Origin of the sequence: Pseudomonas extremorientalis (genome assembly GCF_001870465.1) — a bacterium.
Taxonomy (GTDB): domain Bacteria; phylum Pseudomonadota; class Gammaproteobacteria; order Pseudomonadales; family Pseudomonadaceae; genus Aquipseudomonas; species Aquipseudomonas extremorientalis.
Genome location: NZ_MDGK01000015.1, coordinates 77,392 through 104,387 on the forward strand (window position 1 = coordinate 77,392; position 26,996 = coordinate 104,387).

Below are 26,996 nucleotides of genomic sequence, written 5' to 3' on the forward strand. Positions count from 1 at the left end.
CCTCATGGCTGGTGGCACCGGGCGGGTGCGGTTTCGTAATACACCTCGGGGTCGACGTCGTCCGCCAATTCGTAGCTCAGGCGGCAACGCGCCTGGCCGGGGGCCTTGATCCACAGCGGACGCGGGTTGAGCACGTCGGGCAGGAACACTTTGCTGTCTTCCTGCACCAGAGTGATGAATTCACCGTCGGCGGTGCTCACGGTCGCGCCGCGCGGCAACGGCTGACCGTTGTCGGTGGTTACGTTCAATAGCGCGCGCCGGGTGAGGGCGACGCCGAATTCAACCTTGTCCACCGCGCCGCGCCCGGCGGAAATCACCGCCAGGCCATTGTGGATATCGGCGTTGCGCGGCAGTGAGCGCGTCTGCACTTCCACCGGGCTGCGGCCGTAGGCGTTGAGTTGCGACACCACGGCCTGGCCTTGCCAGTCGGTCCACACCGGGCCGCTGGGCGTCGTCACCTTGATCCCCGCCATCTCGCCCACCGACATCACGGCAAAGGTGTCGCGCACCGGATAGGGCGAGAAGGTCACGCCGTCGCCATGCACCACCACGCCGCCACGGGCGCCGCCCTGGTAACTGGAGTGCTCGTCATTGCTGCGGGTGTAGTTGAAGTCCAGTTGGCTGTACCACGGCAGGGCCGACACGCCGATCGAAGACTCCACCTCGCGGTCGCGGCTGTCATGCTCCACGCCCACGCGGTAACTCAACTGGTCGTTGAGTTGCTCGTTCAACCCCACGCCCAGGCGATGCTCACCGCCGGCCCTGCGCGCCCAAGTGCGGGCGCGGCGGTTTTCACCCAGCGGCAGGCTGATGTTCAGGTAAACGCTGTCATCGTTTTGCTGGCGGCCGCCCACCTGCCATTCGGCACTGGCGGACACTGACACCCGGCCAAAACTGGTGCCCCAGGACGCCAACGCGCGGCTGCTGCTTTCACCGTTGTAAGCCGCAGTGCGTGACACCCCGGCACTGAACGCTCCCAGTGCGGGATGCGCCCAGGACGCGGTGAGGCTTTGCTGGTCGCGATAGCGCGAGCGCTGTTGGTCGCGACTGTTGCCGACGAAGGTCGAATCCTCGAGGTCGCGATAGCCCTGGGAGCGCCATGAGCCGGCGGTAGTCACCGACCAGTTTTCACTGAAACGCTGGGACCAGGACACGTCCGTCTGGACGCCACGCTCACGCCCATCGTGGCTGGCCTGGGCCGCTTGCGCCGAGACCTGCAATTGACTGTCCTGCCAGGGCAGCCACCCCAGGCTGACGCCCGCCGAATGGTAGTCATCGGCGACCAATGCGCCGCCACCCAGGCTGACTTGCGGGTGTACCGCACCGCTCCAGCCCGCGCTGACCACCCAGGGCTCAGTGCCGTCACTGTCGCCAATTTTTCTCACGCGTCCCGCCGCCACGGAATAACCCGGCGCCGGCAGGCCCAGGCCGAGCATGGCTGCGGGCACCGTAAAGCGGCGTTCTTCGCCAGTGGTTTCCTTGACCGTAACCTCCACGTCTGAGCGGCTGTTCAAACGGCGTACATCCGTCAGCGCGAACGGCCCGGCCGGCACCACGGTGGAGTGAATCAGTGCACCGTTCTGGCGGACTTCCACCTGGGCCGGGCTGTTGGCGATGCCGTTGATCGTCGCGCCCTGATTCTGGTCTTGCAGTGCTGTTTCGGTCAGCACTTGGGCGCCGGTGATCTGCGTGCCCGCCAGCACCGGGTTGTAGAGGCTGATCTGGCCGGCCTGGAACACCGCCTGTTGCTCGGCAAAGGTGCGCTGGGCATAGGCATCCAGATGAGCGGTGCGTGAACGGCTGTCTTGCCAGGTCTTGACCTGGCGGCTGCGTACGATCCAGTCGCCGGCGTTGAAGCCGACTTCGGTGTTGGCTGAGCCGAAGCGGCTGGTGTTGTCGCCGAACTCGTTGTGCAGGCCCGTGAGGTCATAGTTGAGCAGGCCGGCAAAACCACCGGTCTGATAGCCGGAGATATCCTGCCGGGCGGGGCGCAGTGCGTCGGTCGGTACCACCAGGGCCAGGCTCAGGCTGGCCGGGTCTTGCTCGATGACAGTTTGTCGGTAGCGCTCGAGGAAACGATGGCAGCCTGGGGTCTCGACTTCATCGGGCACTATCAGGTTGGCCGCATCCAGCAGGGCCCGGCTGAAGCAGAGACTGCCCTGGTGGTCGAATTCCACATCCACCCGACCACGGCGTTGGCCGTTGACGCTCAGGTTGACGGCATGCCGGCCCGCGGTAAAACGGGGCGTTTGCAGGAGCAGGTTGGCCAACTCCGGATCGATGCCGCGATGGGACAAAGTTTGGGGGTCGAAGGCGCCGGCAATCAGGTTGTCGCTCGCCCAAGCTGCCTCGTATGGCAGTGAACCACCCAGGGTCAGCGCCAGCCCTGCCAATAAGGTGTGCGCGCGGCGTGGTGAAACGGCGGGCACGGCTTGGCCGCGACGGTCAGTCATTACTGTGCTCACAAGGTCACTCTCAGCTGTGGGTGGCCTGCTGACTCTGCGGTTCAGTCAGGCCCTTCGGTGGCGTTGGCAGGCCACTCTTTTTTATAGGGTGATCGGTGCTTCATAAGGCGCCACGGCAAAGCCATACACCGTGGCCGGTTGCAGTTGCACGCGACTCGCGCCGCCGCCGGTGACCGTCACGCGCAGGGTCTCACCGGGCAGCACGTAGGTGCGCGGCAGCAAGGCCGAACCGTCGCCGGGCAACAAACGCAGCTCCTGAGCCAGGCGTACCACATAGGCCGTGGGGTTGCTGACGCTCAATTGGTTGTTCTGCAGGCGCCACTCCAGTCCGGTCCAGGGTGTGCGGTTGGGGGGCAGGCCCTTGGGGTGCAGAATCACCGGCAGGTTCTGGCGCACCGTCACGCCCACCCGTGCGTGCCCGGCCTGGGCCGCCGAACGGCCTTGGGGCATGCCTTCGAATATCACCCGTTTCAGGCGCTGGGTTTTCAGCGGTTCCGGCGATTGCAGAATGAAGCGGATCAGTTGGCTCTTGTTCGGTTCCACTCGGGCCAGGGGCGGGGTCACGAACAACAGTGAGGCTTTGTCCTCGGGGATGTCTTCAAGGGTCACGTGCAGCAGCGCCAACTTGTCGTCGGTATTGGTCACGGACACCGAGGCTTCGCCGTCCGCCTCGTTGACGATGACCACCGAGGTGTCGGGCACCATGCCGTCGGCCAGCACCCACGAGGGACCGCCGAACGTCAGGGCCAGTGCGCCGAGGTAGAGGCCGGCGTAGCGAATGGCGGTGAAGGCGCGGGTTGAAAAGGGAAGGGGGGACATGGCTACAGATACCTCAGGTCAAGCACGATGGAACCGTCCAGGGGGACTTCCTGCTTGAGGGTCAAATAGGCGGCCGCGTTGATCGACGTATTGACTTGCAAGGTGGCCGCGATCTGGCGGTGGGGTTCCGGCACCAACGTACCGGGGTGAGCGAACCCCATGTAATTGTTCGGGTAGGCATTGCTTTCCGGGAACCAGGTCAGTCCCTGATTGCTGGACGCCAGCACCAATACGCGCTCGCCGTCGCCCATCACGTCGCGAAAGGCAATGGACACGGTGCCGAGTCGTTCAGTGGGGGCGTGGACGTTATGGCCCAGGCCATAGTAAAAACCCGGGCCCAGGGATGAATCGGCGCGGTTGTCCAAGCCCACCAACACAAACAGCACCGACTCGTTGCAGCTCACATTCAAGTCCAGGGCCTGGGTAGGCAAGACACTGAACTCGTATTGGTTGAGACTGCGTGCCGGCACTAATCCGTGGTCGACGATGCCATTGGCCGACAGTGTCGGTGTACACGCGCTGGGGGTGATTATCCCGGTCACATTCAATTCGGTACTGGAGGCCGCCAACGCTGCGGGCCCGCTACACAGCAGGCAAAGCATGGCAAGAAGGCGTGAAGAGGTGTGCTTCATGGGGAGGTTCACCGGTTGCCTGGTTCTTCGTTTCAGTGCAGGACACAGGCAGGTCTCATGACCTGCCTGTGTGCGTTTCGAGTGGGCTTAGAGGTAGCGCACCGTCACGGTCACCGAACCGTCGATGGCCACCTCGTTGGTCAGCGTCAATTGGCTGGAAGGGGCGATCTTGGGGCTGACAATCAGGTCCGAGGTCAACACTTGAACAGGGATGGGCGTGGCGACGGCGGTGTCGGCTACCGAGATCAGGTTGTCGGGCGTCAAGCTGCGCTCATTGACCCAGGTCACGCCGCCGTCGACGGAGGCGATCGTCCGCCCCTCCACGCCATCGGCAATCGGCGTGTTCAGGCTCAGGCCCATGGCCCCGAGCTTCTGTGTACCGTTGACCAGGCCCAGGCCGAATTCGCTGATGTCGCCGCCATAGTTCGAGCCGGCACGGTTGTCATCGGCGTCCAGGGCCATGAGGGTAGCCGCGTCGCAGGTGACGGTCAGTTGTACGGTTTGCTCGGTGAGGGGCGTTACCTGGTCGACATTCAAATCCTTGGCGGAAATCTTGCCGTAGTCCACAGACCCGCTATTGGACAGGGCTGGAGTGCAGGCACTGGGGGTGATCAGGCCCTTGACGGTGAGATCGACGCTGGAGGCCGCGAAGGCGCTGGTGCCACCGGCCAGCAGTACGGTGGCGAACAGGGTATTCAAGGAAAGTTTCATGGTCAGGCTCCATATAAAGGACAAGGGAAAAAAGGGTTACCAGTACTTGAGTTGCAACGTGGCACTGCCATCGATCGGCAGCTCGTCCAGCAGGGTCAGGTCGCGGGCCGGGGCGATGATGGTGAAGGCCCGCAGGCGAGCGCTGAGGTCGGTGATGGCAATCGGGGTATAGGGGGCGCCCGCGGCGGCGAAGGCGGTGAGTGCGGCGTGCCCCAGGTAGGACGACGGCCCCCAGCTGGCACCGCCGTCCCGCGACATGATGGCCTGTACCGGCGTCGCGTCCGCCACGGGCTCGAACAGCCCGAGCGCGACGCTGCCCAGCATCTGGTCATCGTTGACCACTCCCAGCCCGTGGAACACCGGGTTGATGGCTGACGTTCCGCCACGGTTATCGACGGTGGTCAGGGTGAAATGCGTGGCGCCCTCGCAATGCACATCCAGTTGCATTTCACCGGGGAGCAAACGGGTCGGCAGATCGATGTCCAGATCCCGACCGGTCAACTTGCCATGATCGACGACGCCCTCATTGGACAGGCTGGGGGTGCATGAGCTAGGCGTAATGGTGCCCGAGACACTCAGGTCGGTAGTGCTGGCTGCGAAAGCTGCGGGGGCGCAGACACTCAGCAATAGGGCAAGTGTGGCGCAGGTTCTTCTGTCCATCGGCACGGGTCCTTGTGAAGAGAAAAGAGGGGATTACAGGTAACGCATTTCCAAGGTGGCGGAGCCGGTGAGAGGCTGCTCCTCGGTCAAAGTCAGGCCGCGGGTGGCGGCAATGTATCCGTAGATGAGCAGGTTGCTGGTCAAGTTGCGGATCGGAACCGGTGCCCAGGCCCCGCCTGAGTCATCGCCGAAACCGGCGAGTCGACCACGGATCCACAACGCGTTCGGCGAGCTCTGGATCCAGGTGACACCGTTGTCTCGTGAGGACAGGGTGGAGATCGGCAGACCTTCGGCGGTGGAGCTGTTCAGCCCCAGGTGGTAAGCACCGATGGAGCGGTTCTGGTTGATCACCCCCAGGCCGAAGGAGGTATCGCCGCCGCCTACACTATTCTCGACGGCATGGAATACATACAACGTCGCGGCGTCGCATTCCACGCTCAGTTGCAGGTTGGCGGTCGGCAAGAGCGTGGCGCTTTCCACGTAGAGGTCGGCAAACGCTATCTTGCCGTAGTCGACAACCCCGCCTGCGCTGAGGGTTGGTGTGCAGGCGTTTGGGGTGATCACACCCGTGACGTTCAAGTCGATACTGCTGGCAGCCAGCGCAGGTGTAGCGGCTGCCATCAGTAAAGTGGTGAGAAGCAGGGAATGTGGGGCTTTCATTTGAACAACGTATTCCTGGCAAAGTGTTGGCACGGAGGGCAGACAAGTGGCACGGGCGGGGCGCTGGCGTCGCAGGGTCAGGATGTTTTTCACAAGCGACGCCGCGCCTTCTATTGCCTTGAGCCGGGACACATTTAACGCCCGTGGCCCAGGGGGGAGGAATGCAACAATTACGATAATGGGTCTGCCTGACAAACCTGCCTTGATGCTGGAAACAACTGATGTGCTTGTAAGAAAAATTGCTTAGTCGTAGTTGTTGTATCGATCAAACCCATTCATTCGGATATTTTTCGCGCTCTTTGAATCCGCACAGCCTGTGTTTTGTACAGGTCTGAATGTATTTGCGCGAAAAGTTCGAGTGAAATCGTCCGACAGGTCATTGACCTTTCGAACGTCTCCCTGCGCCGGGTGCCAGCCTGGTGAGCTGATCGCTCTGCATGAGGTTGTTATGCCGGGCAACGAGCCACGTCGTCATCCACCCAAGGTTTTGCATTCGGTTGACTCACCGGCCTATTGGCAACAAGCCAGGGTGCTGGTGGTCGATGACCATGCCACCTATCGGCTGCTGGTGGGCTCGCTGCTCCAAGTGCTTGGCGTCAGCCACGAAACCTGTGGCGACGGGCGCATGGCCTTGCAGGCCCTGGCTTCGCGTCACTTTGACTTGGTCATCAGCGACTGCCGCATGCCGGTCATGGATGGCTATGCCATGACGCGTGAATGGCGCCGACGCGAGCGCATCACGGGAAAGCCGGGGATTCCCATCATCGCCATGACCGGGCGCCTGGGGCTCGAAGAGGTTCAGCGTTGCCTGGGATGTGGCATGGATGGGTGGCTGGTCAAACCCATCGGCCTGTGGCAGTTGCGCGAGCTACTCACCGAGTGGCTGGCGCCGGCGCCGATGCACGCTGCGCAAGTGCGCGTGCAGCCGGCGAGGCGCCGGCGCGAACAGTTGCCTTCCCGGGCCAGCCTCACTGCCACCTTTGGTTCATGGGCGGTGGTAGAGACGATGCTCGCAAGCCTGGCGCGAGAGGCCCGGGAAGATCTGGCTATGCTGGTGCAGGCGCGTATCAGCGGGGACGCCGTGCTGACCTCGCAACGCTTGCATCGCCTGGCGGGCAGCGTGGCGTTTCTGGGGGCAACGCGACTGGAACAACACGCCGCTGTGTTGATTGACCGCGTGCAGGCCAGCGGAGTGGAGGTGAATCGGCAGGCACTGGAGCTGTTTCATCGCGAAGTCGAACGTTATCTGTTGCGCTTACATAAACTATGAGTTCAGGTAATTGTAGGATTTTTCATGTTTGAATCGTAGGAATTGTCTGTATGTAATTTCCTTTTATCATGTGGGCTAAGTGTCGCTCTCCAGTAACCATGGGGAGTGGGTAAACCCGTCCAGTTATTTCAGGTTGTTACATAGGACTGGGCGCGCTATTTTGCATATATTCAAATTGCCATCATGGGTAGCGACGATGATTCGCATAATTATTGCTGACGATCACCCCATCGTGCGTATCGGGCAGAAAGTGGTAATCGAAGCCAGTGGTAAGTGCAAAGTCGTAGGGGAGGCCAATGGTCCGGATGAATTGCTGGCGCTGGTGAACAGTACCGCTTGCGACGCCATCGTGACCGACTTTGCCATGCCGGGCGATCAACAGGCGGATGGTTACGGACTGCTGGGTTTGTTGCACCGGCAATACCCCAGGTTGCCGGTGATCCTGGTGACCATGTTCGCCAATGTGGTCACTTTGAGGGAGGCGTTCGCCCATGGTGCACGGGCGATCGTGGCCAAGAGCGCGTCTGCCAGGGAGTTGCCCTTGGCGCTGCGGGCTGTGGTCGAGGGGCGTACCTTCGTCAGTGAGTGCCTGCGCCTGCAGATGGAGCAGACCGAACTGGCGCATCCGTCCCAGCCACAGCTGTCGGGCAAGGAGAGAGAGGTGGTGAGAATGCTTGCCAGCGGCATGACCGTCAGCCAGATCGCCGCGCGGGTCAACCGCAGCATCTCGACCATCAGCAAGCAAAAGAGTACAGCCATGCAGCGGTTATGCATTTCCACCGATGTGGATCTATTCACCTATGCGCGGCAAAGCGGCATGGTGCCTTAGTTGTAATGCATTGCGAGAAAGTTTCAGTTTTATTGCGCGGTTCAAGAGGGCGATTCGTATTACTTGTATGGGGCATTAGTGTGGGGCGGGTTAGTGTGTGCTTATGTACCCGGCAGCGATAAGTCGGCGGCATAACTACTTATGTCCAACACTGAGTCAGGCAGGGGCGGGTGTCTTGTTATGCGACAGGACAAGCGTTTCTGTTTTGCCTTGAATGCGAGCACTCGAATTGATGAAACAATCACTTTCCCTTGTTACCAGCGCGTTTTTATTGATGGGCGCGTCGAACTTGTTTGCGGCCTCCAGCATAGACCTGAGGGTCGTGGGTGCCTTGACGCCTTCCGCCTGCACGCCTGCTTTGTCCGGCGGCGGTATGGTGGACCACGGCAAGATTTCCATGAGCGATTTTCCCGGTGACGCCTACCTGCCTGAGGTCACGTTGGCGTTGAGTGTCAATTGCGAAGCATCAACGTTGATGGCGGTCATGGCCATTGACAATCGCCCGGGCACTGCGTGGTACGGCCACGACACTGATGGGGCATTTGGCCTGGGGCTCTACAATAGCCGGCGCTTGGGCGGGTATCAGTTCCTTGTGAAAAACGTCCAGGCGGACGGTGCCGCGGCACCGGCGATTGAATCCGTGGATGGAAAAACCTGGTTTCCCGCGCCCGAAGACCAAACCTGGCAAGTCGGCTGGATGCGTTCGGTGGGGGCGGTCGGTGAAGTCGACGCGCTGCCGGTACCGGTCCAGAACCTGGCGATGGAAGTACTGATCCAGACCCGCGTCAGGAAGCCTACGGGCGCTACCGAGGAAGTCCCTTTGGACGGCAGCGCCACCCTGGATATCGTTTACCTCTGACGCACCCTCGCTTATCCACCGAGTGAAAGAACATGGTGTTTCCAGACGCCGCGGATTATCGTGCTGGCCTTATGCCGATAACCGCGGAGCCTGTCCATGAGTGAAGCCCACAATGCCCTGATCACCGAGTTCTACAGCGCCTTCCAGCGCCTGGACGCCGAGGCCATGTCGGCCTGCTACACCGACGATGTGGTCTTCAGCGACCCGGCCTTCGGCGAACTGCGCGGCCGCGATGCCGGTGACATGTGGCGCATGCTCACCACCCGCGCCAAGGATTTCTCCCTGACCTTCGACAATGTGCGCAGCGACGACCGTAGCGGTGGCGCTCACTGGGTGGCGACTTACCTGTTCAGCGCCACTGGCAACACAGTGGTCAACGATATCCAGGCGCGCTTTGTGTTTCGCGACGGCAAAATCTGCGAACACCACGATCACTTTGACCTGTGGCGCTGGTCGCGCCAGGCCTTGGGCACCAAGGGGTTGTTGCTGGGGTGGACGCCGCTGGTGAAAAACGCCGTGCGTGCCCAGGCGCGCAAAGGCTTGAAGGCATTCCAGGCCAGTCGTTGATAAGCTTGGCAACTCCTATGCCTTGCCGAATCGATCCGTGAATACGCCTGACCCCAAACCCTGGTTCGTCTACCTGGTGCGCGCCGCCAATGGCTCGCTGTACTGCGGCATCAGCAATGACCCGGTGCGCCGGTTCGCCTCGCACCAGAGCGGCAAGGGTGCGCGGTTTTTCCTGTCCAGCCCGGCGGTGGCGCTGGTGTACACCGAGCAATGCGCGAGCAAGGGCGAGGCCCTGCGTCAGGAACGGCTGATCAAGAAGTTGAAGAAGAGCGCCAAGGAGTGCCTGGCGGCAAGTGGCTCATTGATTTGACTGATGAGTTCCCATCATGCCCGCGCCAGGGTTTGCAGGCTAAGCTAGCGATTCACTTCTCTCGCGGAGCCTGGCATGTCTGAGTTGATCCTCCACCACTACCCGCAGTCCCCCTTCGCTGAAAAAGCCCGGCTGTTGCTGGGCTTCAAGGGGTTGTCCTGGCGTTCTGTACATATTTCGCCGGTGATGCCCAAGCCAGACCTCACCGCTCTCACGGGCGGTTATCGCAAGACCCCCGTGCTGCAAATCGGTGCCGATATCTACTGCGACACCGCGCTGATCGCCCGGCGCCTGGAACAGGAAAAAGCCGCTCCGGCCCTGTTTCCCCAAGGCCTGGAACTGGTCACCCAAGGCTTCGCCGCCTGGGCCGATTCGGTGGTGTTCTCCCATGCGGTGGCGCTGGTGTTCCAGCCGGAATCACTGGCGGTCAAGTTCGCCAAGGTGCCGCCGGAAATGCTCCAGGTGCTGGTGGCGGATCGCAGCAAACTGTTCAGCGGCGGCACGGCGACTCGGGTGCAATTGGATGTAGCCAAGCATCAGTGGCCGGCGATTGTTGGCCGCATCGATCAGCAACTGCAGCACCAGGCCGGGGATTTCCTGTTCGGCGAGCCGTCGATTGCCGACTTTGCCCTGGCCCATCCCCTGTGGTTCCTCAAAGGCTCTTCAGTGACGTCGCCTTTGGTAGACGCCTATCCCGCCGTTGCCGCCTGGTTGGATCGTGTGCTGGGTTTCGGCCACGGTACCTCCACTCAGATGAGCGCCGAGCAAGCCCTGGACGTGTCGCGCAATGCGACGCCGGCTGCTCTGCCCGAAGAACTGTTTGAAGACTTGAACGGCTTCAAGGCAGGCCAGCAGGTGACCATTTCGGCGACCGACTACGGCACCGACCCGGTCGCCGGCGAACTGCTGTTTGCCGGGCGTGAAGAACTGATCCTGCGCCGCACCGACGAGCGCGCGGGCACCGTGCATGTGCATTTCCCGCGCATCGGTTTTCGCATCCAGGCGCAATAGGGAAAAATATTTGCAAATAAAAGTGAGGTAAAACCACCGCGCAACCGTGTAGTGCTTGAAACTGCGATCTATTCGCATTAACAGCGTTTTCTACACGGGTTCTCACAGCATGAAGTCAGCGGCGGGCGGTTGGGTTAAACAGTGGCTGGGAGCCTCGGTATTGGCGGTATCGGGGCTGGCGGTGCTGCCCTTGAGCATGGCGCAGGCACAAGAGCAGCAAAGCGCCCAGTTCACCTTTGCCCTGGCAGCCAAGCCGCTGCCCCAGGCCCTGAGCGATTTCAGCCGGGTCACCGGGATCAGCGTGATCTACACCGACGAAGCGCCCTACGGCATCAAGGCCCCGGCGGTCAGCGGCCAGATGAGCGCGACCCAGGCCCTGCAGCGCCTGCTGGGCAGTTCCGGCCTGACCTTCCGCCAGATCGACGCTCGCACCCTGGCCCTGGAGCCGGTGCCCACCGAAGGCGCGGTCAACCTCGGCGCCACCACCATCAGCGGTGCCAGCCAGGTCCAGGACAGCACCAGCTACCAGCCACCACCCACCAGTTCGGTAATGCGCTCCCATGGCCTGCTGCTGGAGACCCCGCAAACCGTCAACGTGGTCCCCGCCCAAGTGCTGCGCGACCAGACCCCGCGCAACCTGGATGACGCCCTGGGCAATATCAGCGGCATCACCCAGGCCAACACTCTGGCCAGCACCCAGGACGCGGTGATGCTGCGCGGCTTTGGCGACAACCGTAACGGCTCGATCATGCGTGACGGCATGCCCATCGTGCAGGGCCGTGCGCTGAACGCCACGGCGGAGCGGGTCGAAGTGCTCAAGGGGCCGGCGTCGTTGCTGTACGGCATCCAGGACCCGGGCGGCGTGGTTAACATCGTCAGTAAAAAGCCTGAACTGGTCCAGTCCACCGCCCTCACCGTACGCGGCTCCACCTTCGGTGACGGCAAGAACGGCAGCGGCGGTAGCCTCGACACCACCGGCCCGATTGGCGACAGCGGCCTGGCCTATCGGCTGATCGTCGACCATGAAGATGAAGATTACTGGCGCAACTTCGGCACCCACCGCGAGAGCCTGATCGCGCCATCGCTGGCCTGGTATGGCGACAGCACCCAACTGCTGTTCGCCTATGAGCACCGCGAATTCCTCACGCCGTTTGACCGTGGCACCGCCATCGACAAGTCCAACCACCCGCTGGACATCCCGGCCACACGTCGTTTGGATGAGCCTTTCAACAACATGGAGGGCCGTTCCGACCTGTACCGCTTCGAAGCCGACCATGACCTGAACGACGACTGGAAAGCCCACTTCGGCTACAGCTGGAACCGCGAGACCTATGACGCCAGCCAGGTGCGCGTCAGCGCGGTAAACACCAACGGCACCCTGACCCGCAAGATGGATGGCACCAAGGGAGCGATCACCACCGACCGTTTCGCCACTGCAAGCCTGGAAGGCAAGGTCAATGTGTTCGGCCTGCAGAACGATGTGGTGTTCGGCCTGGATGATGAGTACCGCAAGATCTACCGCGCTGACCTGATCCGCCAGAATTCGCGCGGCACCTTCAACTACAACAACCCGGTGTATGGCAACGAAGTGGCGGGCACCACCGTCAGCCCCGCCGACAGCGCCCAGACCGACCTGTTGCGCAGCGACTCGCTGTTCTTCCAGGATGCGATTCACCTCAACGACCAATGGATTTTTGTCGCCGGTGCGCGCTACCAGATGTACGACCAATACGCTGGCAAAGGCGTACCGTTCAAGGCCAACACCAACGGCAATGGCCAGGCCTGGGTGCCGCGTGCTGGGCTGGTGTACCGCTATACCGATGAGTTGTCGTTCTATGGCAGCTACACCGAATCGTTCAAGCCCAACTCCACCATTGCTGCCTTGGCCGACGGCAGCACGCTGACTGGCGACCTGACGCCCGAGAAATCCAAGTCCTGGGAGCTGGGGGCCAAGCTCGACATCCCTGGGCGCATCACGGCCAGTGCCGCGTTGTTCACCATCGACAAGCGCAACGTGCTGGTATCGGTCGGTTCCGGCGCGAACACTATCTACAGCATTGCCGGCCAGGTGCGTTCCCGCGGCCTGGAACTGGACGCCACCGGGCAACTGACCGACAAGTGGAGCCTGATCGGCAGCTACGCCTACACCGACGCTGAAGACATCAAGGACAAGGACCCGACCCTGGAAGGCAACCGCCTGCAGAACGTGGCCAAGCACACCGGCTCGCTGTCGGTGGCCTATGACTTCGGCAACGTGTTCGGGGGCGATCAGTTACGGGTGGGGACCGGCGCACGGTATGTCGGCGAGCGTGCAGGCGATGCCGCCAACGATTTCACCTTGCCGGGGTACACCGTGGCGGATGCGTTTGCCACGTATGACACCAGGATTGACGGGCAGAAGGTCAAGTTCCAGCTCAACGTGAAGAACCTGTTCGACCGCGTCTACTACACCTCGGCGGCCAGCCGGTTGTTTGTGTCCATGGGTGATGCGCGTCAGGTGTCGGTGTCGAGCACCCTGGAGTTCTGATGCGCCTATTGTGTGGCGAACTGGCTTCCGTGGTGAGCAGGCTTCTGTGGCGAGCGGGCTTGCCCCGCGTTGGGCCGCGCAGCGGCCCCAAACCTGGTCGGTGAGAAATAACTGGTATAGCGCGGTGTTCTGATGGGGGCTGCTGCGCAGCCCAACGCAGGGCAAGCCTGCTCGCCACAGGGGGAGGGAGCTGTTAGCGTTGCTGCCACTGACCGCTTTAGGAAAACGCTACTGATGTACTTTGGAAAATGGATATCCACCAGCGGGATGCTGGTGGGCTTGAGCTTATTGCTGGGTGGCTGCGCGAGTGTTTCCCAGACGTCCACCCCAACCATCATCGACCAGTTGATGGCCGACCCGGCCCTCAACGGCGCCACTGTGTCCCTGATGGTGCGTGATGCCCGCAGCGGCAGCACCCTCTATCAACACAACCCGCGAACCTGCCTGATTCCCGCATCCAATCTCAAGCTGCTCACCACCGCAGCGGCGATGGATGTGCTGGGGCCGCAATATCGTTTTTCCACGCAACTGTTGAGCAACGGCACGCAGCAAGGCGAGCGCCTCAGCGGCAACCTGTACCTCAAGGGCCTGGGCGACCCGACCACGCAGTTCGCCGACTACCAGGCATTGGCGGCACAGCTTGCCGGCCAGGGCGTGCGTCAGATCCAGGGCGACCTGGTGTTCGACGATAGCTTTTTCGACGCCGAACGCCTGGGCGTGGATTGGGCCCAGGACGACGAAAGCACCTACTACGGCGCGCAAATTTCGGCGCTGACCGTGTCACCCAATTCTGATTTTGATGCGGGCACGTTGCTGGTCACGGCCAAAGCCCCCGCCGTGGTGGGTCAGCCGGTCAGCGTGTTGGTGAGTCCGTCCACCGACTACGTGCAACTGGACAACCGTGCTGTCAGCGGCCCCGGCAACAATTTCGGCATCACCCGCCAGCACGGCACCAACCTGCTGCAACTCACCGGCGCGTTGGCGCCGGGCAAGCAAAGCCGGCAGTGGGTGAGCGTGTGGGAGCCGACGCAACTGGTGGCGAATCTGTTTGAGCAAGCACTGGCGCAGCAGGGCATCCAGGTGCTCGGGCGCCGTGTGATCGGCGGTGCCAGTCCTGCGGCGGCCAAGGTCGTGGCGGAACATCAGTCGGCGCCGTTGCAGGAACTGATCACGCCGCTGCTCAAGCTTTCGAACAACAACATGTCCGAAGCCTTGCTCAAGGCCATGGGGCGCAAGACGTCCAATGCGGGCACGGCGCAGGCGGGGGTGGCCGCGGTGGCAGACTTCATGCAGCGCCAGGGCCTGGCCCCGACGACTCTCAGCCAGGTCGACGGGTCGGGCCTGTCGCGGCGTAACCTGGTGTCTTCCCAAGGCCTCACCGATCTGCTGCTGGCCACGGCCAGACAGCCGTGGTTCGACGCCTGGTACAACGCCTTGCCGATTGCCGGCAACCCGGACCGCATGACCGGCGGCAGCCTGCGCTATCGCCTGAGTGGCACGCCTGCGCAAAACAACCTGCACGCCAAGACCGGCTCCATGGCCGGCGTGTCGTCGTTGAGCGGCTACATCAGCGACGCCCAGGGCCGGCGCCTGGTGTTTTCAATGATCAGTAACAACTACCTGAGCAGCGCCGCGCCGATCCGCGCCCTGGAGAACCGCGTGGCGTTGGCCCTGGCCCACTGGCACGATTAGCTCAGGGCTGATAACCCATGCGCCAACTCACGGCCCGAGTCGCCGCCAGCAAGCGCTGCGCCGCCGGGCCGTCTTCATCGGCATGGAACAACGAGGTGGGGCCGACCACGGTCATCACTGCCGCGACTTGGCCGATGGCGTTGAACACCGGTGCGGACAGCGCATCGACGCCGGGCATCAACAAACCATGCACAAAGTGCAGGCCACGGCTGCGGATCTGTTCGCAGGTGATGGCGTAGGCCTGGTCGTCCGCCAACGCATGGGCGATGCCGGCCTGGATCTCACGTTCGCGCAGCTCCACGGTTTCCCGCGACGGCAGGAAGGCGCTGAACACCAGCCCGGTGGACGAACTGAGCAACGGCAGCACCGAACCCAGCTGCGTCACCACCGTCACCGCGCGCACCGCCGGTTCGATCTGCACCACGGTCGCGCCCTGGTTGCCCCACACCGCCAAAAAGCAGGTTTCATTCAATTCATCGCGCAACTCCGCCAGGGGCAGTGCGCCGACTTTCAGCACATCCATGCTGCCCAGCGCCGCCAGGCCCACACGCAACGCTTCGCGGCCCAGGCCATAGTGGTTGGTGGCGGTGTTCTGTTCGGCGAAACCCGAGGCGATCAGCGCCTGCAGGTAGCGGTGCACCTTGCTGGCCGGCATCTGTACGTGTTCGGCCAGGCGTGACAGCGACGTGGCCGGGGACAACTCGGCCAGGGCCTTGAGGATATCGGTGCCCACTTCGGCCGAGCGGACTTTCTGTTTACCGGTGTCGCGGGGCTTTTCCATGGAGGGACGAGAATCCGAGAGATGAATGGGCGTCTTTATAGCTTGACGGTCGATAGTGATCAAATTACGTTATGCGTAACTGGATTACGATAAAAACAACTTCCGTACAGAGGATGATCCATGAACCTCGAATACCTGTCGGGCTTCGGCAATGAATTCGCCAGCGAAGCCTTGCCCGGCGCACTGCCCGTCGGCCAGAACTCCCCGCAAAAAGCGCCCTACGGTTTGTACACCGAACTGTTCTCCGGCACCGCGTTCACCATGGCCCGCAGCGAAGCCCGGCGTACCTGGCTGTACCGCATCCAGCCGTCGGCCAATCACCCGGCGTTTATCAAGCTTGAACGACAGTTGGCCGGTGGTCCGCTGGGCGCGGTGACGCCCAATCGCCTGCGCTGGAACCCGTTGGATATGCCGAGCGAGGCGACGGACTTTATCGACGGGCTGGTCGGGATGGTGGCTAATTCCGGGTCAGAAAAACCCTCAGGCATCAGCATCCATCACTACCGCGCCAACCGCTCCATGGAGCGTGTGTTCTTCAACGCCGACGGCGAGTTGTTGGTCGTTCCCGAGCAAGGCCGCCTGCGCATCGCCACCGAGCTTGGCGTGTTGGAAGTGGGGCCACTGGAAATCGTCGTGCTGCCTCGTGGCCTGAAGTTCCGCGTCGAGCTGCTGGACGCGCAAGCGCGCGGTTACGTCGCCGAGAACCATGGCGCACCCCTGCGCCTGCCGGACCTGGGCCCTATCGGCAGCAATGGCCTGGCCAATCCGCGTGATTTCCTGACGCCGGTTGCGCACTATGAAGATGTGACGAAACCGACGACGCTGGTACAGAAATTCCTCGGCGAACTCTGGGCCTGCGAGCTCGACCATTCCCCACTCAACGTGGTCGCCTGGCACGGCAACAACGTGCCGTACAAATACGACCTGCGCCGTTTCAACACGATTGGCACCGTCAGCTTCGATCACCCGGACCCGTCGATCTTCACCGTATTGACCTCGCCCACCAGCACCCACGGCCTGGCCAACCTCGACTTCGTGATCTTCCCGCCGCGCTGGATGGTGGCCGAGAACACCTTCCGCCCGCCGTGGTTCCACCGCAACCTGATGAACGAATACATGGGCCTGATCCAGGGCGCCTACGACGCCAAGGCCGAAGGCTTCCTGCCGGGGGGCGCATCCCTGCACAGCTGCATGAGCGCCCACGGCCCGGACGGCGAGACCTGCACCAAGGCCATCAACGTGGAGCTGGTGCCCCACAAGATCGATAACACCATGGCGTTCATGTTCGAGACCAGCCAGGTGCTGCGCCCGACCCAATTCGCCCTGGACTGCCCGCAACTGCAACCTGCTTATGACGCGTGCTGGGCCTCGCTGCCCGCTACCTTCAACCCGAACCGGAGATAACCCATGACGCAGCCCACACTCACCCGCAGCTGGGTGGCCTCCGCCAACGGTCACACCGATTTCCCCTTGCAAAACCTGCCACTGGGTGTGTTCAGCATCAACGGCGGTGCGCCACGCAGTGGCGTGGCGATTGGTGACTCGATCCTGGATCTGCATGCCGCCATCGACGAGTTCAGTGGTGATGCCCGCCGCGCCGTCGAGGCTACCGCCGGTGGTCAACTGAACGCATTTTTTGAACTGGGCCGAGGCCCCCGCGTGGCCCTGCGCGAGCGTCTGCTGGAACTGCTGGCCGAAGGCAGCCCATTGCAAACCCGCGAGGCACAGGTACTGCACCGCGCCGCCGATTGCCGGATGCACGTACCGGCGCAGATCAACGACTACACCGACTTCTATGTGGGCATCGAGCACGCGCAGAACGTCGGCAAACTGTTCCGTCCCGATAACCCGCTGCTGCCCAACTACAAGTACGTGCCGATTGGTTACCACGGCCGCGCCTCGACCATCCGCGCCTCGGGCGCCGACGTGCGTCGTCCCAAGGGCCAGACACTGCCGGCCGGCCAGACCGAGCCGACCTTCGGCCCGTGTGCACGCCTGGACTATGAGTTGGAACTGGGTATCTGGATCGGCCAGGGCAACGAGATGGGCGATTCGATTGCCATTGGTGACGCGGCGGACCACATCGCCGGTTTCTGCCTGCTCAATGACTGGTCGGCGCGGGATATCCAGGCCTGGGAATACCAGCCATTGGGGCCGTTCCTGTCGAAAAGCTTCATCACTACCATCTCACCGTGGGTGGTCACGGTCGAGGCACTTGAGCCGTTCCGCACAGCGCAACCGGCGCGCCCCGAAGGCGACCCGCAACCGCTGTCGTACTTGCTGGATAAACGCGACCAGGCTGCGGGCGCCCTGGATATCGAATTGGAAGTGCTGCTGACCACCGCCGCGATGCGCGAACAGAACCTGCCGGCATTCCGCCTGGCCCTGAGCAACAGCCTGCACATGTACTGGACTGTCGCGCAATTGGTGGCGCACCACAGCGTCAATGGCTGCCAGTTGCAGGCCGGTGACCTGTTTGGTTCGGGCACCTTGTCCGGGCCGCAGGCGGGCCAGTTCGGCAGCCTGTTGGAAATGACCGAAGGTGGCAAAAAGGCGGTCGAGTTGCCGTCCGGCGAGGTGCGCAAGTTCCTCGAGGATGGCGACGAAATCATCCTGCGCGCCCGCTGCCGCCGCGAAGGCTTTGCCTCCATCGGCTTCGGCGAATGCCGTGGCACCGTGGTCGCGGCGCGCTAGGAGGGCCGGGCGATGGAACTCTACACTTACTACCGTTCCACTGCGTCGTACCGGGTGCGCATTGCCCTGGCGCTCAAGGGCCTGGATTTCACTGCCGTACCGGTCAACCTGCTGGTGCCGGCGGGCGGTGCCAATCGCCAGCCGGAGTACCTGGCAATCAACCCGCAGGGCCGTGTGCCGGCGTTGCGCACCGATGAGGGCGAGCTGTTGATTCAGTCGCCGGCGATCATCGAATACCTGGAAGAACGTTATCCACAGGCACCGCTGCTCTCCAACGACCTGGCGACCCGCGCCCATGAACGGGCGGTGGCCTCGATCATCGGCTGCGATATTCATCCGCTGCACAATTCCAGTCCCCAGAACCTGCTGCGCCAGTGGGGGCATGACGAGGCGCAAGTGCTGGAATGGATCGGTCATTGGATCAGCCAGGGCCTGGGTGCGGTGGAGCAGTTGATCGGCGACACGGGGTTTTGTTTTGGCGAGCAGCCGGGGCTGGCCGATACGTTCCTGATTCCCCAGTTGTATGCGGCGGAACGCTTCAAGGTGCCATTGGCGGCGTACCCGCGCATCGGGCGGGTGGCGGCATTGGCGGCGCAGAATCCGGCGTTTGTGAAGGCACACCCCGCCAATCAACCTGACACGCCTTAGGACACACTGTGGAAGGGTGCAAGCCCCTTCCACATTTTGACCTGCAACACCCTTATAAAAATAATAGGTACCTTGCGATGCATAATCAGATTGCCAGCTTTCGCGCGGCACTCGACGCCCGTCCGGTGTCGCGCTACCAGTGGTTGATTCTCCTGTTGCTGGCGCTGCTGCTGGTGACCGATGGCTACGACGCCCAGGTCCTGGGTTATGTGGTGCCGGCGCTGGCCCAGGACTGGGGGCTGGAGAAGGCTGCCTTTGGCCCGGTGTTCAGCGCCAACCTGCTCGGGCTGACCTTGGGCTCGTTGCTGGTCACCCCGCTGGCGGATCGTTTCGGGGTACGCCGTATCCTGCTCGGCTGTGTGCTGATCTACGCCACCCTGACTGTGCTGATGGTGTTCGCCAACTCGCTGACCACGTTGATGGCCGCCCGATTCATCTGTGGCATCGGCATGGGCGGCGCAATGCCGAGTGCGATGGCGTTGATGTCGGACTATTCCCCTCCACGCCTGCGCACATTGATGGTGACTTTGGCGGCTTGTGGTTTCTCGTTCGGCGGCGCGGCGGGCGGGTTTGTGGCGGCGGGGTTCATCGAAGGGTTTGGCTGGCAGGCCGTGTTTCTCGCCGGTGGCGTGACGCCGTTGCTGCTGTTTCCGTTTCTGGTGTGGCTGTTGCCGGAATCCTTGCCGCGTCTGTTGCGCGACGCTCCGCCTTATGTGCGGCTGCAAAGCGTGACGTCGCGCATGTTGCCGGGCTGGCAACCGCCGTTGGCCACCGAGGCGCAAAACCAACAGGAGCAGGGCAGCAAACTGACGGTGGTGGAGTTGTTCCGCAATGGTTATGCACGACCGACGCTGCTGATCTGGGCGACCTTTTTTGTCAGCCTGATCCTGTTGTACTTCATGATCAGCTGGTTGCCTTCGCTGCTGCTGGAAAGTGGGCTGGCGTTGAAAGAAGCCAACCTGGTGACCTCGATGTTCCTGTTCGCCGGGACCTTGGGCGCCATCGGCATGGCCTGGTTCGCCGACCGTTTGAAAAGCAAGGTGCGGCTGTTGTCCGGCGTGCTGGCGATAGCGGCGGTGTGCACCATCCTGCTCGGCCTGAACCATGACAACCCCCGTTACCTGGTGGCCTGTGTGTTTGCAGCCGGGTTTTGCATCATCGGTGGGCAACTGACGCTCAATGCCTTTGCCAGCAATTTTTATCCGGCACAGGTGCGCGCCACGGGGACGGGCTGGGCGTTGGGGGTGGGGCGGTTTGGTTCAATCCTGGGCCCGTTGTTTGGCAGCATGTTGCTGGCGATGCATATCCCGGTGGAGCAGATTTTCTTCTTCTGCGCGATACCGGCGGTAGTGGCGGCGTTGTTGATTATCCAGGTGCGTTCGCCTGGGGCTGGGGGGCCGAAGAGCGCGATGCCCGGCGATATTCTCAAGGCACCAGCCAATCACTGACACTGCGAGCGAACTAGCTGTGGCGAGCGGGCTTGCCCCGCGCTGGGTCGCGAAGCGGCCCCCAAAATTGGGCCTGCTACGCAGTCCAACGCGGGGCAAGCCCGCTCGCCACAGAAAGAGATAATCTCCTGAAAGTCGTGGGTTCAGTGCACCACTGAGTTGGGCGGCAAATGCCCCAGGCGTTCGGTCAGGCGCAGGCGCTGGATCGGGTCTTCGCTGAGCATCAGCGCGTGTTCCAGATCGAAGCGCTCGGCGTTGGGGCAGTCCAGGCGCTGATACAGGCTGGCCCGTGCCAGGTAATCGGCGGCGCTGGCATTGCCCAGTTCCAGCACACGTTCGGCGTCGACCAGGGCCTCGAGCGGGGCGTCGTTGGACAGATGCAATTGCCGCAGGTTGCGGGACAGTCGCTGCAGGATCGAACGCGGGTCGGCGGTGTGCAGGTGGTCGGCCTGCAGCTTGAGGTTGGGGCCGTACTGGCGTTGCAGCAGGTCGCGGCAATCATTGGGATACAGGCGCCGGCCTCCGCACGGGTCCAACAGGTGATCGGCGCCGGGTACGCGCAGCAGGAAATGTCCGGGGAAGTTCACGCCGACCATGGGGATATCCATCCGTCGCGCCAGCTCCATGGCGATCAGCCCCATCGCCAGGGGTTGTCCGCGCTTGCGTTGCAACACCTTGTCCAGCAAAGCGGCGGCGGGGCGCAGCGGGGTGAATTCATCCTGGGCAAACCCCAGGTCGTTCAGGCGCCGCAGCAACGGCTGGCCCAGCTCATCCGCCGGCAGCACGGGCATGCCGATGCTCACCTGTTGTTGCAGCAGCGTCAGTTCCTGCAGGATCACGGATGGCTGCACCGCCGGGTCATGCTCGGCCGCAATCCACAACGCTGCTTCAAACAGCGCGGGCGGGGAGCGTTCCAGGCAGGCGAAAAAGGCTTTGCGGGGGTTCATTGCGTTCTCCGGCGGATGCCCCCGTTTTAGCCTTGCTGGGAATTTTCGTCCAGTGGCTTGGGAAATATCCTGCGCGCTTATGTCGCAAGCCCTACCAAATCGGCCGGCTTATTCCAGCGTATTCCGGCAGTTTTCTACCGCAAGCCTATACTTGGCCCACTACCAGAAGTGACTCGGGAGCTTGACGATGTTTGCTCTCATGCACAGCACCCGCCTTGAATCGCTGCACTTGAGCGTCGACCCGGTCACCGGGCTGAAGGCGGTCATTGCCATCCATAACAGCCGTCTGGGGCCTGCCCTTGGCGGCTGTCGCTACCTCTCCTATCCCGACGACGAAAGTGCCGTGGCGGATGCCGCGCGCCTGGCCCAGGGCATGAGCTACAAGGCGGCCCTGGCCGGTTTGCCGGTGGGCGGTGGCACCGCCGTGATCCTGCGTCCCGCTCATGTGGAAAACCGTGCCGCCTTGTTTGAAGCCTTCGGACGTTGCATCGAACAACTCGACGGTCGCTATATCACGGCCATCGACAGCGGTACTTCGGTGGCCGACATGGACTGCATCGCCCAGCACACCCGCTACGTCACCAGCACCACCGCTGCGGGCGACCCTTCGCCCCACGCTGCCATGGGCGTGTTCGCCGGCATCCGCACCACCGCCATGGCACGCCTGGGCAGCGACAACCTCGAAGGCTTGCGTGTCGCCATCCAGGGCCTGGGCAACGTCGGCTTCGCCCTGGCTGAACAACTGCACGCGGCCGGGGCCGAACTGCTGGTGAGCGACATCGACCACGGCAAGGTGCAACTGGCCATGGAGCAACTGGGCGCACACCCCATCGCCAATGACGCCTTGCTCAGCACGCCGTGCGACATCCTCGCCCCCTGCGGCCTCGGCGCCGTGTTCAACCGCCAGAGCGTCGGCCAACTGCGCTGCGCCGCCGTGGCCGGTTCCGCCAGTGCACAACTGACCCACCTCGACAACGCGGATCAACTGGAGGCGCGTGGCATCCTCTATGCACCGGACTACGTGATCAACTCGGGAGGGCTGATCTACGTCGCCCTCAGGCACAGCGGCGCAGAGCTCCCTTCCATCACCGCGCACCTGTCCAACATCGGCACGCGCCTCACCGAAATCTTCGCCCACGCCCAGGCCGAAAAACGCTCACCCGCCCGCGTGGCCGACGAACTCGCCGAGCGCCTGCTTTACCAATAGCCAGGTAGTAAAAAGGCCCTGAACCAATGATTCAGGGCCTGTTCAATTCGGGCTTTATTCCGCCGCCGCGTTCAGCAACTCGGACAACGCGTCCGGCTGGCTCTTGAACGCCTTGGCGAACACATCGCGGTTCTTCGCCATGTAGATCCCGGCTTCTTCCACCTGCTGCTCGCTCAGGGACGGCACGGCTTTTTGCAACACTTCTGCGAGCAACTCGGCGAGTTCAAGCATCTTGTCATGACGGTCAGCTTCGGCTTTATCCATGAACAAACGCTCCAGATCTCGGCTGCTGCGGTATACCACTTCGACGGCCATTCACCACCTCACATGCCTTCACGATAGTTGTCTTTTGCGACCACTGTATTTATATACAGCGAAAAGGGTAAGCCAAACCGTGGGGTTTGGGTAGCAGTTTTTTAATGTAGTCGGGAAATACGGGATTGGAGTGCCTCATATCACCCCGCCATCATCTTATACCTGCCCCTGGCCTTTTTTCTGCATGCAGAACAACCGTCACGTCCAACCCGCATTATCCGGTCGAGTCGACCTAAGGAAGCATCATCGTGAAAATCAACTGGGCCGAAAGGCTGCGCCAGCAAGTACATGGTCTGGCCGAGTCCCTGGGCAATCTGTTCGTCGAGTCGTTCCACTACCTGGCGCTGTTCGCCATTGGTGCGGTGACGGCCTGGGCGGCGGTGATGGAGTTTCTGGGGATGCTGGAGAACGGACACATCAAGATCGATGACATCTTGCTGCTGTTCATCTACCTGGAATTGGGCGCGATGGTGGGGATTTACTTCAAGACCAATCACATGCCGGTACGCTTCCTGATCTACGTGGCAATCACCGCGCTGACGCGTCTGCTGATCTCCAACGTGTCCCATCACAACCCGCCGGATGTAGGCATCATCTACCTGTGCGGTGGGATTCTGCTGTTGGCGTTCTCGATCCTGGTGGTGCGCTATGCCTCATCGGCATTCCCTTCCGTGAAGGTCGAAGGCCCGCGTCGCAAGGGCGAGGCGAGCCTGGAAACCGAGAAGGGCGAGCTTTAAAGCCCGATGCTGAAGGGCAGGGTACGGGCAGGCGGCCGCTGTAGCACTTTGTGGTCGCCATCCGTCATTACCGTGAGGATGTCCATGGCGCTGTGGCCCTGCTCGATGGCGATGCCGAACTGGATGCTCTGCACCAGACGTTTGAGCCGCTTGGGATCATTGCGTTGCTCGGCGCTGATCATGCGTTTGGCTACCACGCCCTGCTCGTTGGAGAGGGTCAGCATGATGCTGCCGTCCAGGCGTTGAATGCTCAGATTGACGCGGTATTGCGGGGTGAAGGTGTCGGTGATGATCTGAAAAGGATTGTCCATGGTGTGTTACCGCCTGATAAGAACATGCAGTCATTGACGACCGGTGTCGGGATTAGTTCGCGTCTCCTGACCACCGGCCACTTCGTCGCTGAGGTTTCACAAAGTCCGTTTGCCTCATGAGCTGTACAGCAAAGGCCGTGCCGTGTGGGGCGCGTATCCCAATGTGGGAGGGGGCTTGCCGCCGATAGCAGAGTTTCAGCCAATGAATGCTTGGCTGGAAGACCGCTATTGAGGGCGAGCCCCCTCCCACCGTTGTTTTGGGTCGTGCTTGAGTGGGGTGACCTGTTTCAGGGCAGTCCCGAGAAAACGATCGCTGACAGCGCAACCAAGCCGATCAGCACTCCACCCAACTGACCGCCAGGCCGCCCCGTGAAGTTTCTTTGTATTTGTCATGCATATCGGCGCCGGTATCGCGCATGGTGCGGATCACCCGGTCGAGGGAAATGAAGTGCTTGCCGTCACCGCGCAGGGCCATTTGCGTGGCGTTGATCGCCTTGACGGCGGCGATGGCGTTGCGCTCGATGCACGGCACTTGCACCAGGCCACCGACCGGGTCGCAGGTGAGGCCGAGGTTGTGTTCCAGGCCGATTTCCGCGGCGTTTTCCAGTTGCTCGGGGGTTGCACCGAGCACGTCGGCCAAACCGGCGGCGGCCATGGCGCAGGCCGAACCGACCTCGCCCTGGCAGCCAACCTCGGCACCGGAAATGGAAGCGTTTTTCTTGCAGAGGATGCCGACGGCGGCAGCGGCCAGGAAGAAATTGACCACGTCGTCGTCAGACGCGTCGGCGTTGAACTTCATGTAGTAATGCAGTACGGCCGGGATGATCCCGGCGGCACCGTTGGTGGGCGCGGTGACCATGCGCCCGCCGGCAGCGTTTTCTTCGTTGACGGCGAGGGCGAACAGATTGACCCATTCCATGGCGGACAAGGTGGAGGTGATGACATTCGGCTTGCCGATTTCCAACAGGCTGCGGTGCAGTTTCGCCGCGCGGCGTGGCACATCCAGGCCGCCCGGCAGGATGCCTTCGTCGCGCAGGCCTTGCTCCACGCATTCGCGCATCACCGACCAGATATGCAGCAGGCCGCTGCGGATATCGGCGTCGCTGCGCCACGCACGTTCGTTGGCCATCATCAGTTCGGAAACCCGCAGGCCGTGCTTGTTGCACAAAGCCAGCAGTTCGACGGCACTGGAAAAGTCGTAGGGCAATTGCACATCGCTGGCTGGTGCGATGCCGGAGGCTGCTTCGGCGGCTTCGATAATGAAACCACCGCCTACCGAGTAATAGGTTTGCTCGCTCAGCAGGCCGTTTTCACCGTAGGCGTGCAGGGACATGGCGTTGGGGTGGTAGGGCAGGCTTTCGTCCAGTAGCAGGAGGTCGGTGTGCCAGTTGAAGGCAATGTCCTGCTGGCCGGCGAGTAACAGTCGGCCGGATTCACGCAGTTGCTGGATACGGGCATTGATCGAGGTGGGGTCGACGGTGTCCGGCCACTCACCCATCAGGCCCATCACACAGGCGCGGTCGGTGGCATGCCCTACACCGGTGGCGGACAGCGAGCCATACAAGCGTACTTCCACGCGGCGGGTGGCGCTCAACAATCGTTGGTCGATCAGGGCTTGGGCAAAGGTCGCCGCCGCGCGCATGGGGCCGACGGTATGGGAGCTGGAAGGGCCGATGCCCACTTTGAATAGATCAAAAACACTGATAGCCATGCTAAACCCTTACAAGCAATGGAGTAGGAATCGCTGCCATGTTTTGTAGGCCGAGCGCAATTGGCGCGATACTGAGCCTCTGGCACGACACTGACCAACGAATTATCCTAAGACACCCTTTAGCGAGACTAAACGCTATGACCCGGCCCCTCCATGGCCAGACGTATGTCTGGCTGCACGTTTTTTCCTGTGCTGCGCGGCACCTGTCGTTCACCCGTTGTGCCGAAGAACTGCACATCACGCCGGGCGCGGTGAGCCAGCAAATCCGTCAGTTGGAAGAGCGATTGGGGTTTCGTCTGTTTCATCGACGTGCCCGTGGGGTGGAGCTGAGTGCCGAGGGGCAACGTTTGGCCGCGACGGTGGGCGAGGCCTATGGCAGCATCGACGCGGAGTTGCAGCGCCTGGACGCGGGAATGATCAGCGGCACCTTGCGCCTGCGCTCGATCCCGTCGTTTCTCGGCAAGTGGCTGACCCCTCGGTTACCGCGTTTGCAGCAGCGCTTTCCGGATATCCAATTGCGTATGGTCGCCGAGGACAGCAGCATCGCCTTGCATGAGGGCGACTTCGACCTGGCCGTCGACTTGAACGACGGCAGCTACCCCGGCCTGTTATCCACCGCCTTGCTCGACGAGCAGATCTTCCCGGTGTGCGCGCCGAGCCTGCTACGCGGTCGCCCACCGTTGCATGGGCCGGCCGACCTGGTGCATTTCCCGCTGCTGCATGACATCACCGCCTGGCGTGGCAGTTATGAGTATGCGGAGTGGGAGTTTTACTTGAATGCCATCGGCTACCACGACGCCGATGTGCGCCGTGGCCACACCTTCAACCGTAACCACCTGACCATCGAAGCCGCCATCGCCGGCATGGGCGTGGCCATCGCACGCCGCACCTTGCTCAACGATGAATTGGAGCGCGGCACCTTGATCGTGCCCTTCGGCCTGGCCGTGCCTAACCATAAACGCTACGTACTGCTGTATGCGCCGGGTGCGCTGAGCCATCCGGGCGTGCGTGCGGTACATGATTGGCTGGTGGAGGAGGCGGAGATCTTTCGCGGATTGCACCCGTTGGGAGAGGGGCAACTTTAAGGTTGATTGCACGTAAGAAGATGTAACTAACTCCCCACCCTAACAGCGTTTTTGCTCGTCGTCAGGCTTAATTTGTAATGTAGGATTTATCTTTGCAAAG

At 62.1% G+C, this 26,996-nt stretch carries 27 protein-coding genes; 15 read left to right on the forward strand and 12 right to left on the reverse strand.

From position 1 onward, the window contains the following. Positions 1–2 precede the first annotated feature (2 nt). The 6 genes from BFN10_RS04165 to BFN10_RS04190 all read right to left on the reverse strand — a co-directional run bounded on the left by BFN10_RS04165 (position 3) and on the right by BFN10_RS04190 (position 5,947). The gene (locus BFN10_RS04165) at positions 3–2,465 is read right to left on the reverse strand and encodes a fimbria/pilus outer membrane usher protein (protein WP_071488597.1); all 2,463 of its coding nucleotides are present in this window, start codon (positions 2,463–2,465) and stop codon (positions 3–5) included. An 81-nt stretch (positions 2,466–2,546) separates the two neighbouring features. Continuing rightward, positions 2,547–3,284 carry a fimbria/pilus chaperone family protein gene (locus BFN10_RS04170; RefSeq protein WP_071488598.1) on the reverse strand — a complete coding sequence of 246 codons (738 nt, stop codon included), beginning with the start codon at positions 3,282–3,284 and terminating at the stop codon, positions 2,547–2,549. Positions 3,285–3,286: 2 nt separating this feature from the next. Further along, complete coding sequence (locus tag BFN10_RS04175; protein ID WP_071488599.1) at positions 3,287–3,916, reverse strand: DUF1120 domain-containing protein; 630 nt, start codon at positions 3,914–3,916, stop codon at positions 3,287–3,289. A gap of 87 nt (positions 3,917–4,003) precedes the next feature. Next, complete coding sequence (locus BFN10_RS04180) at positions 4,004–4,627, reverse strand: DUF1120 domain-containing protein (RefSeq protein ID WP_071488600.1); 624 nt, start codon at positions 4,625–4,627, stop codon at positions 4,004–4,006. A gap of 36 nt (positions 4,628–4,663) precedes the next feature. Continuing rightward, on the reverse strand, positions 4,664–5,287 hold the full coding sequence (locus BFN10_RS04185; protein WP_071488601.1) for a DUF1120 domain-containing protein: 624 nt from the start codon (positions 5,285–5,287) through the stop codon (positions 4,664–4,666). Positions 5,288–5,320: 33 nt separating this feature from the next. Next, positions 5,321–5,947, reverse strand: a complete 627-nt coding sequence (locus tag BFN10_RS04190) for a DUF1120 domain-containing protein (protein ID WP_071488602.1) — start codon at positions 5,945–5,947, stop codon at positions 5,321–5,323. A gap of 448 nt (positions 5,948–6,395) precedes the next feature. Here BFN10_RS04190 and BFN10_RS04195 point away from each other — a divergent pair, with 448 nt between their 5' ends. Next, on the forward strand, positions 6,396–7,217 hold the full coding sequence (locus BFN10_RS04195) for a response regulator (RefSeq protein WP_071488603.1): 822 nt from the start codon (positions 6,396–6,398) through the stop codon (positions 7,215–7,217). A 196-nt stretch (positions 7,218–7,413) separates the two neighbouring features. Continuing rightward, a complete protein-coding gene (locus BFN10_RS04200; RefSeq protein WP_071488604.1) occupies positions 7,414–8,046 on the forward strand; it encodes a response regulator in 633 nt (210 codons plus the stop codon). A gap of 156 nt (positions 8,047–8,202) precedes the next feature. On the opposite strand, the gene BFN10_RS29660 is transcribed toward BFN10_RS04200, so the two are convergent. Next, positions 8,203–8,445 (reverse strand): hypothetical protein, encoded by a 243-nt coding sequence (locus tag BFN10_RS29660; RefSeq protein ID WP_231999551.1) that lies wholly within the window; start codon positions 8,443–8,445, stop codon positions 8,203–8,205. Here BFN10_RS29660 and BFN10_RS04205 point away from each other — a divergent pair. From BFN10_RS04205 to dacB, 6 genes are all read left to right on the forward strand, one after another. Further along, positions 8,420–8,905 carry a DUF1120 domain-containing protein gene (locus tag BFN10_RS04205; protein WP_231999546.1) on the forward strand — a complete coding sequence of 162 codons (486 nt, stop codon included), beginning with the start codon at positions 8,420–8,422 and terminating at the stop codon, positions 8,903–8,905. The genes BFN10_RS29660 and BFN10_RS04205 overlap by 26 nt on opposite strands. A gap of 96 nt (positions 8,906–9,001) precedes the next feature. Continuing rightward, positions 9,002–9,472 (forward strand): nuclear transport factor 2 family protein, encoded by a 471-nt coding sequence (locus BFN10_RS04210; RefSeq protein ID WP_071488605.1) that lies wholly within the window; start codon positions 9,002–9,004, stop codon positions 9,470–9,472. A gap of 37 nt (positions 9,473–9,509) precedes the next feature. After that, positions 9,510–9,782 (forward strand): GIY-YIG nuclease family protein, encoded by a 273-nt coding sequence (locus tag BFN10_RS04215; protein WP_071488606.1) that lies wholly within the window; start codon positions 9,510–9,512, stop codon positions 9,780–9,782. Between the two features lie 75 nt (positions 9,783–9,857). Then, the gene (locus BFN10_RS04220) at positions 9,858–10,793 is read left to right on the forward strand and encodes a glutathione S-transferase family protein (protein ID WP_071488607.1); all 936 of its coding nucleotides are present in this window, start codon (positions 9,858–9,860) and stop codon (positions 10,791–10,793) included. Positions 10,794–10,902: 109 nt separating this feature from the next. After that, complete coding sequence (locus BFN10_RS04225) at positions 10,903–13,320, forward strand: TonB-dependent siderophore receptor (protein ID WP_083351542.1); 2,418 nt, start codon at positions 10,903–10,905, stop codon at positions 13,318–13,320. Positions 13,321–13,554: 234 nt separating this feature from the next. Continuing rightward, positions 13,555–15,012 (forward strand): D-alanyl-D-alanine carboxypeptidase/D-alanyl-D-alanine endopeptidase, encoded by a 1,458-nt coding sequence (gene dacB / locus BFN10_RS04230; protein ID WP_071488609.1) that lies wholly within the window; start codon positions 13,555–13,557, stop codon positions 15,010–15,012. A 1-nt stretch (position 15,013) separates the two neighbouring features. Here dacB and BFN10_RS04235 read toward each other — a convergent pair whose 3' ends face one another. Then, on the reverse strand, positions 15,014–15,793 hold the full coding sequence (locus tag BFN10_RS04235; protein WP_071488610.1) for an IclR family transcriptional regulator: 780 nt from the start codon (positions 15,791–15,793) through the stop codon (positions 15,014–15,016). A gap of 120 nt (positions 15,794–15,913) precedes the next feature. Between BFN10_RS04235 and hmgA the strand changes: the two genes are divergently transcribed. The 4 genes from hmgA to BFN10_RS04255 all read left to right on the forward strand — a co-directional run bounded on the left by hmgA (position 15,914) and on the right by BFN10_RS04255 (position 20,583). After that, positions 15,914–17,197: a homogentisate 1,2-dioxygenase gene (gene hmgA / locus BFN10_RS04240; RefSeq protein ID WP_071488611.1), complete on the forward strand. Its 1,284-nt coding sequence runs from the start codon at positions 15,914–15,916 to the stop codon at positions 17,195–17,197. Between the two features lie 3 nt (positions 17,198–17,200). Next, positions 17,201–18,487, forward strand: coding sequence for a fumarylacetoacetase (fahA, locus tag BFN10_RS04245; protein ID WP_071488612.1), 1,287 nt, complete (start codon positions 17,201–17,203; stop codon positions 18,485–18,487). 12 nt (positions 18,488–18,499) lie between these two features. After that, on the forward strand, positions 18,500–19,135 hold the full coding sequence (gene maiA / locus BFN10_RS04250; RefSeq protein WP_071488613.1) for a maleylacetoacetate isomerase: 636 nt from the start codon (positions 18,500–18,502) through the stop codon (positions 19,133–19,135). 77 nt (positions 19,136–19,212) lie between these two features. Continuing rightward, entirely contained in the window at positions 19,213–20,583 is a 1,371-nt protein-coding gene (locus BFN10_RS04255; protein WP_071488614.1) for an MFS transporter, read from the forward strand. Positions 20,584–20,726: 143 nt separating this feature from the next. Here BFN10_RS04255 and BFN10_RS04260 read toward each other — a convergent pair whose 3' ends face one another. Then, a complete protein-coding gene (locus tag BFN10_RS04260; protein ID WP_071488615.1) occupies positions 20,727–21,530 on the reverse strand; it encodes a SirB1 family protein in 804 nt (267 codons plus the stop codon). A gap of 187 nt (positions 21,531–21,717) precedes the next feature. Here BFN10_RS04260 and BFN10_RS04265 point away from each other — a divergent pair, with 187 nt between their 5' ends. Then, positions 21,718–22,737, forward strand: a complete 1,020-nt coding sequence (locus BFN10_RS04265; RefSeq protein WP_071488616.1) for a Glu/Leu/Phe/Val dehydrogenase family protein — start codon at positions 21,718–21,720, stop codon at positions 22,735–22,737. Positions 22,738–22,791: 54 nt separating this feature from the next. On the opposite strand, the gene BFN10_RS04270 is transcribed toward BFN10_RS04265, so the two are convergent. After that, positions 22,792–23,052: a YebG family protein gene (locus BFN10_RS04270; RefSeq protein WP_003171979.1), complete on the reverse strand. Its 261-nt coding sequence runs from the start codon at positions 23,050–23,052 to the stop codon at positions 22,792–22,794. A 248-nt stretch (positions 23,053–23,300) separates the two neighbouring features. Between BFN10_RS04270 and BFN10_RS04275 the strand changes: the two genes are divergently transcribed. Then, on the forward strand, positions 23,301–23,789 hold the full coding sequence (locus BFN10_RS04275) for a phosphate-starvation-inducible protein PsiE (protein ID WP_058427808.1): 489 nt from the start codon (positions 23,301–23,303) through the stop codon (positions 23,787–23,789). Here the strand turns inward: BFN10_RS04275 and BFN10_RS04280 are convergent. Both BFN10_RS04280 and BFN10_RS04285 read right to left on the reverse strand, forming a co-directional pair. Then, a complete protein-coding gene (locus BFN10_RS04280; protein WP_071488617.1) occupies positions 23,786–24,100 on the reverse strand; it encodes a DUF3509 domain-containing protein in 315 nt (104 codons plus the stop codon). The genes BFN10_RS04275 and BFN10_RS04280 overlap by 4 nt on opposite strands. A gap of 334 nt (positions 24,101–24,434) precedes the next feature. Beyond that, entirely contained in the window at positions 24,435–25,811 is a 1,377-nt protein-coding gene (locus tag BFN10_RS04285; RefSeq protein ID WP_071488618.1) for an L-serine ammonia-lyase, read from the reverse strand. A gap of 137 nt (positions 25,812–25,948) precedes the next feature. On the opposite strand from BFN10_RS04285, the gene BFN10_RS04290 reads away from it, so the two are divergent. Then, positions 25,949–26,896 (forward strand): LysR substrate-binding domain-containing protein, encoded by a 948-nt coding sequence (locus BFN10_RS04290; protein WP_071488619.1) that lies wholly within the window; start codon positions 25,949–25,951, stop codon positions 26,894–26,896. The last annotated feature ends 100 nt before the right edge of the window (positions 26,897–26,996 follow it).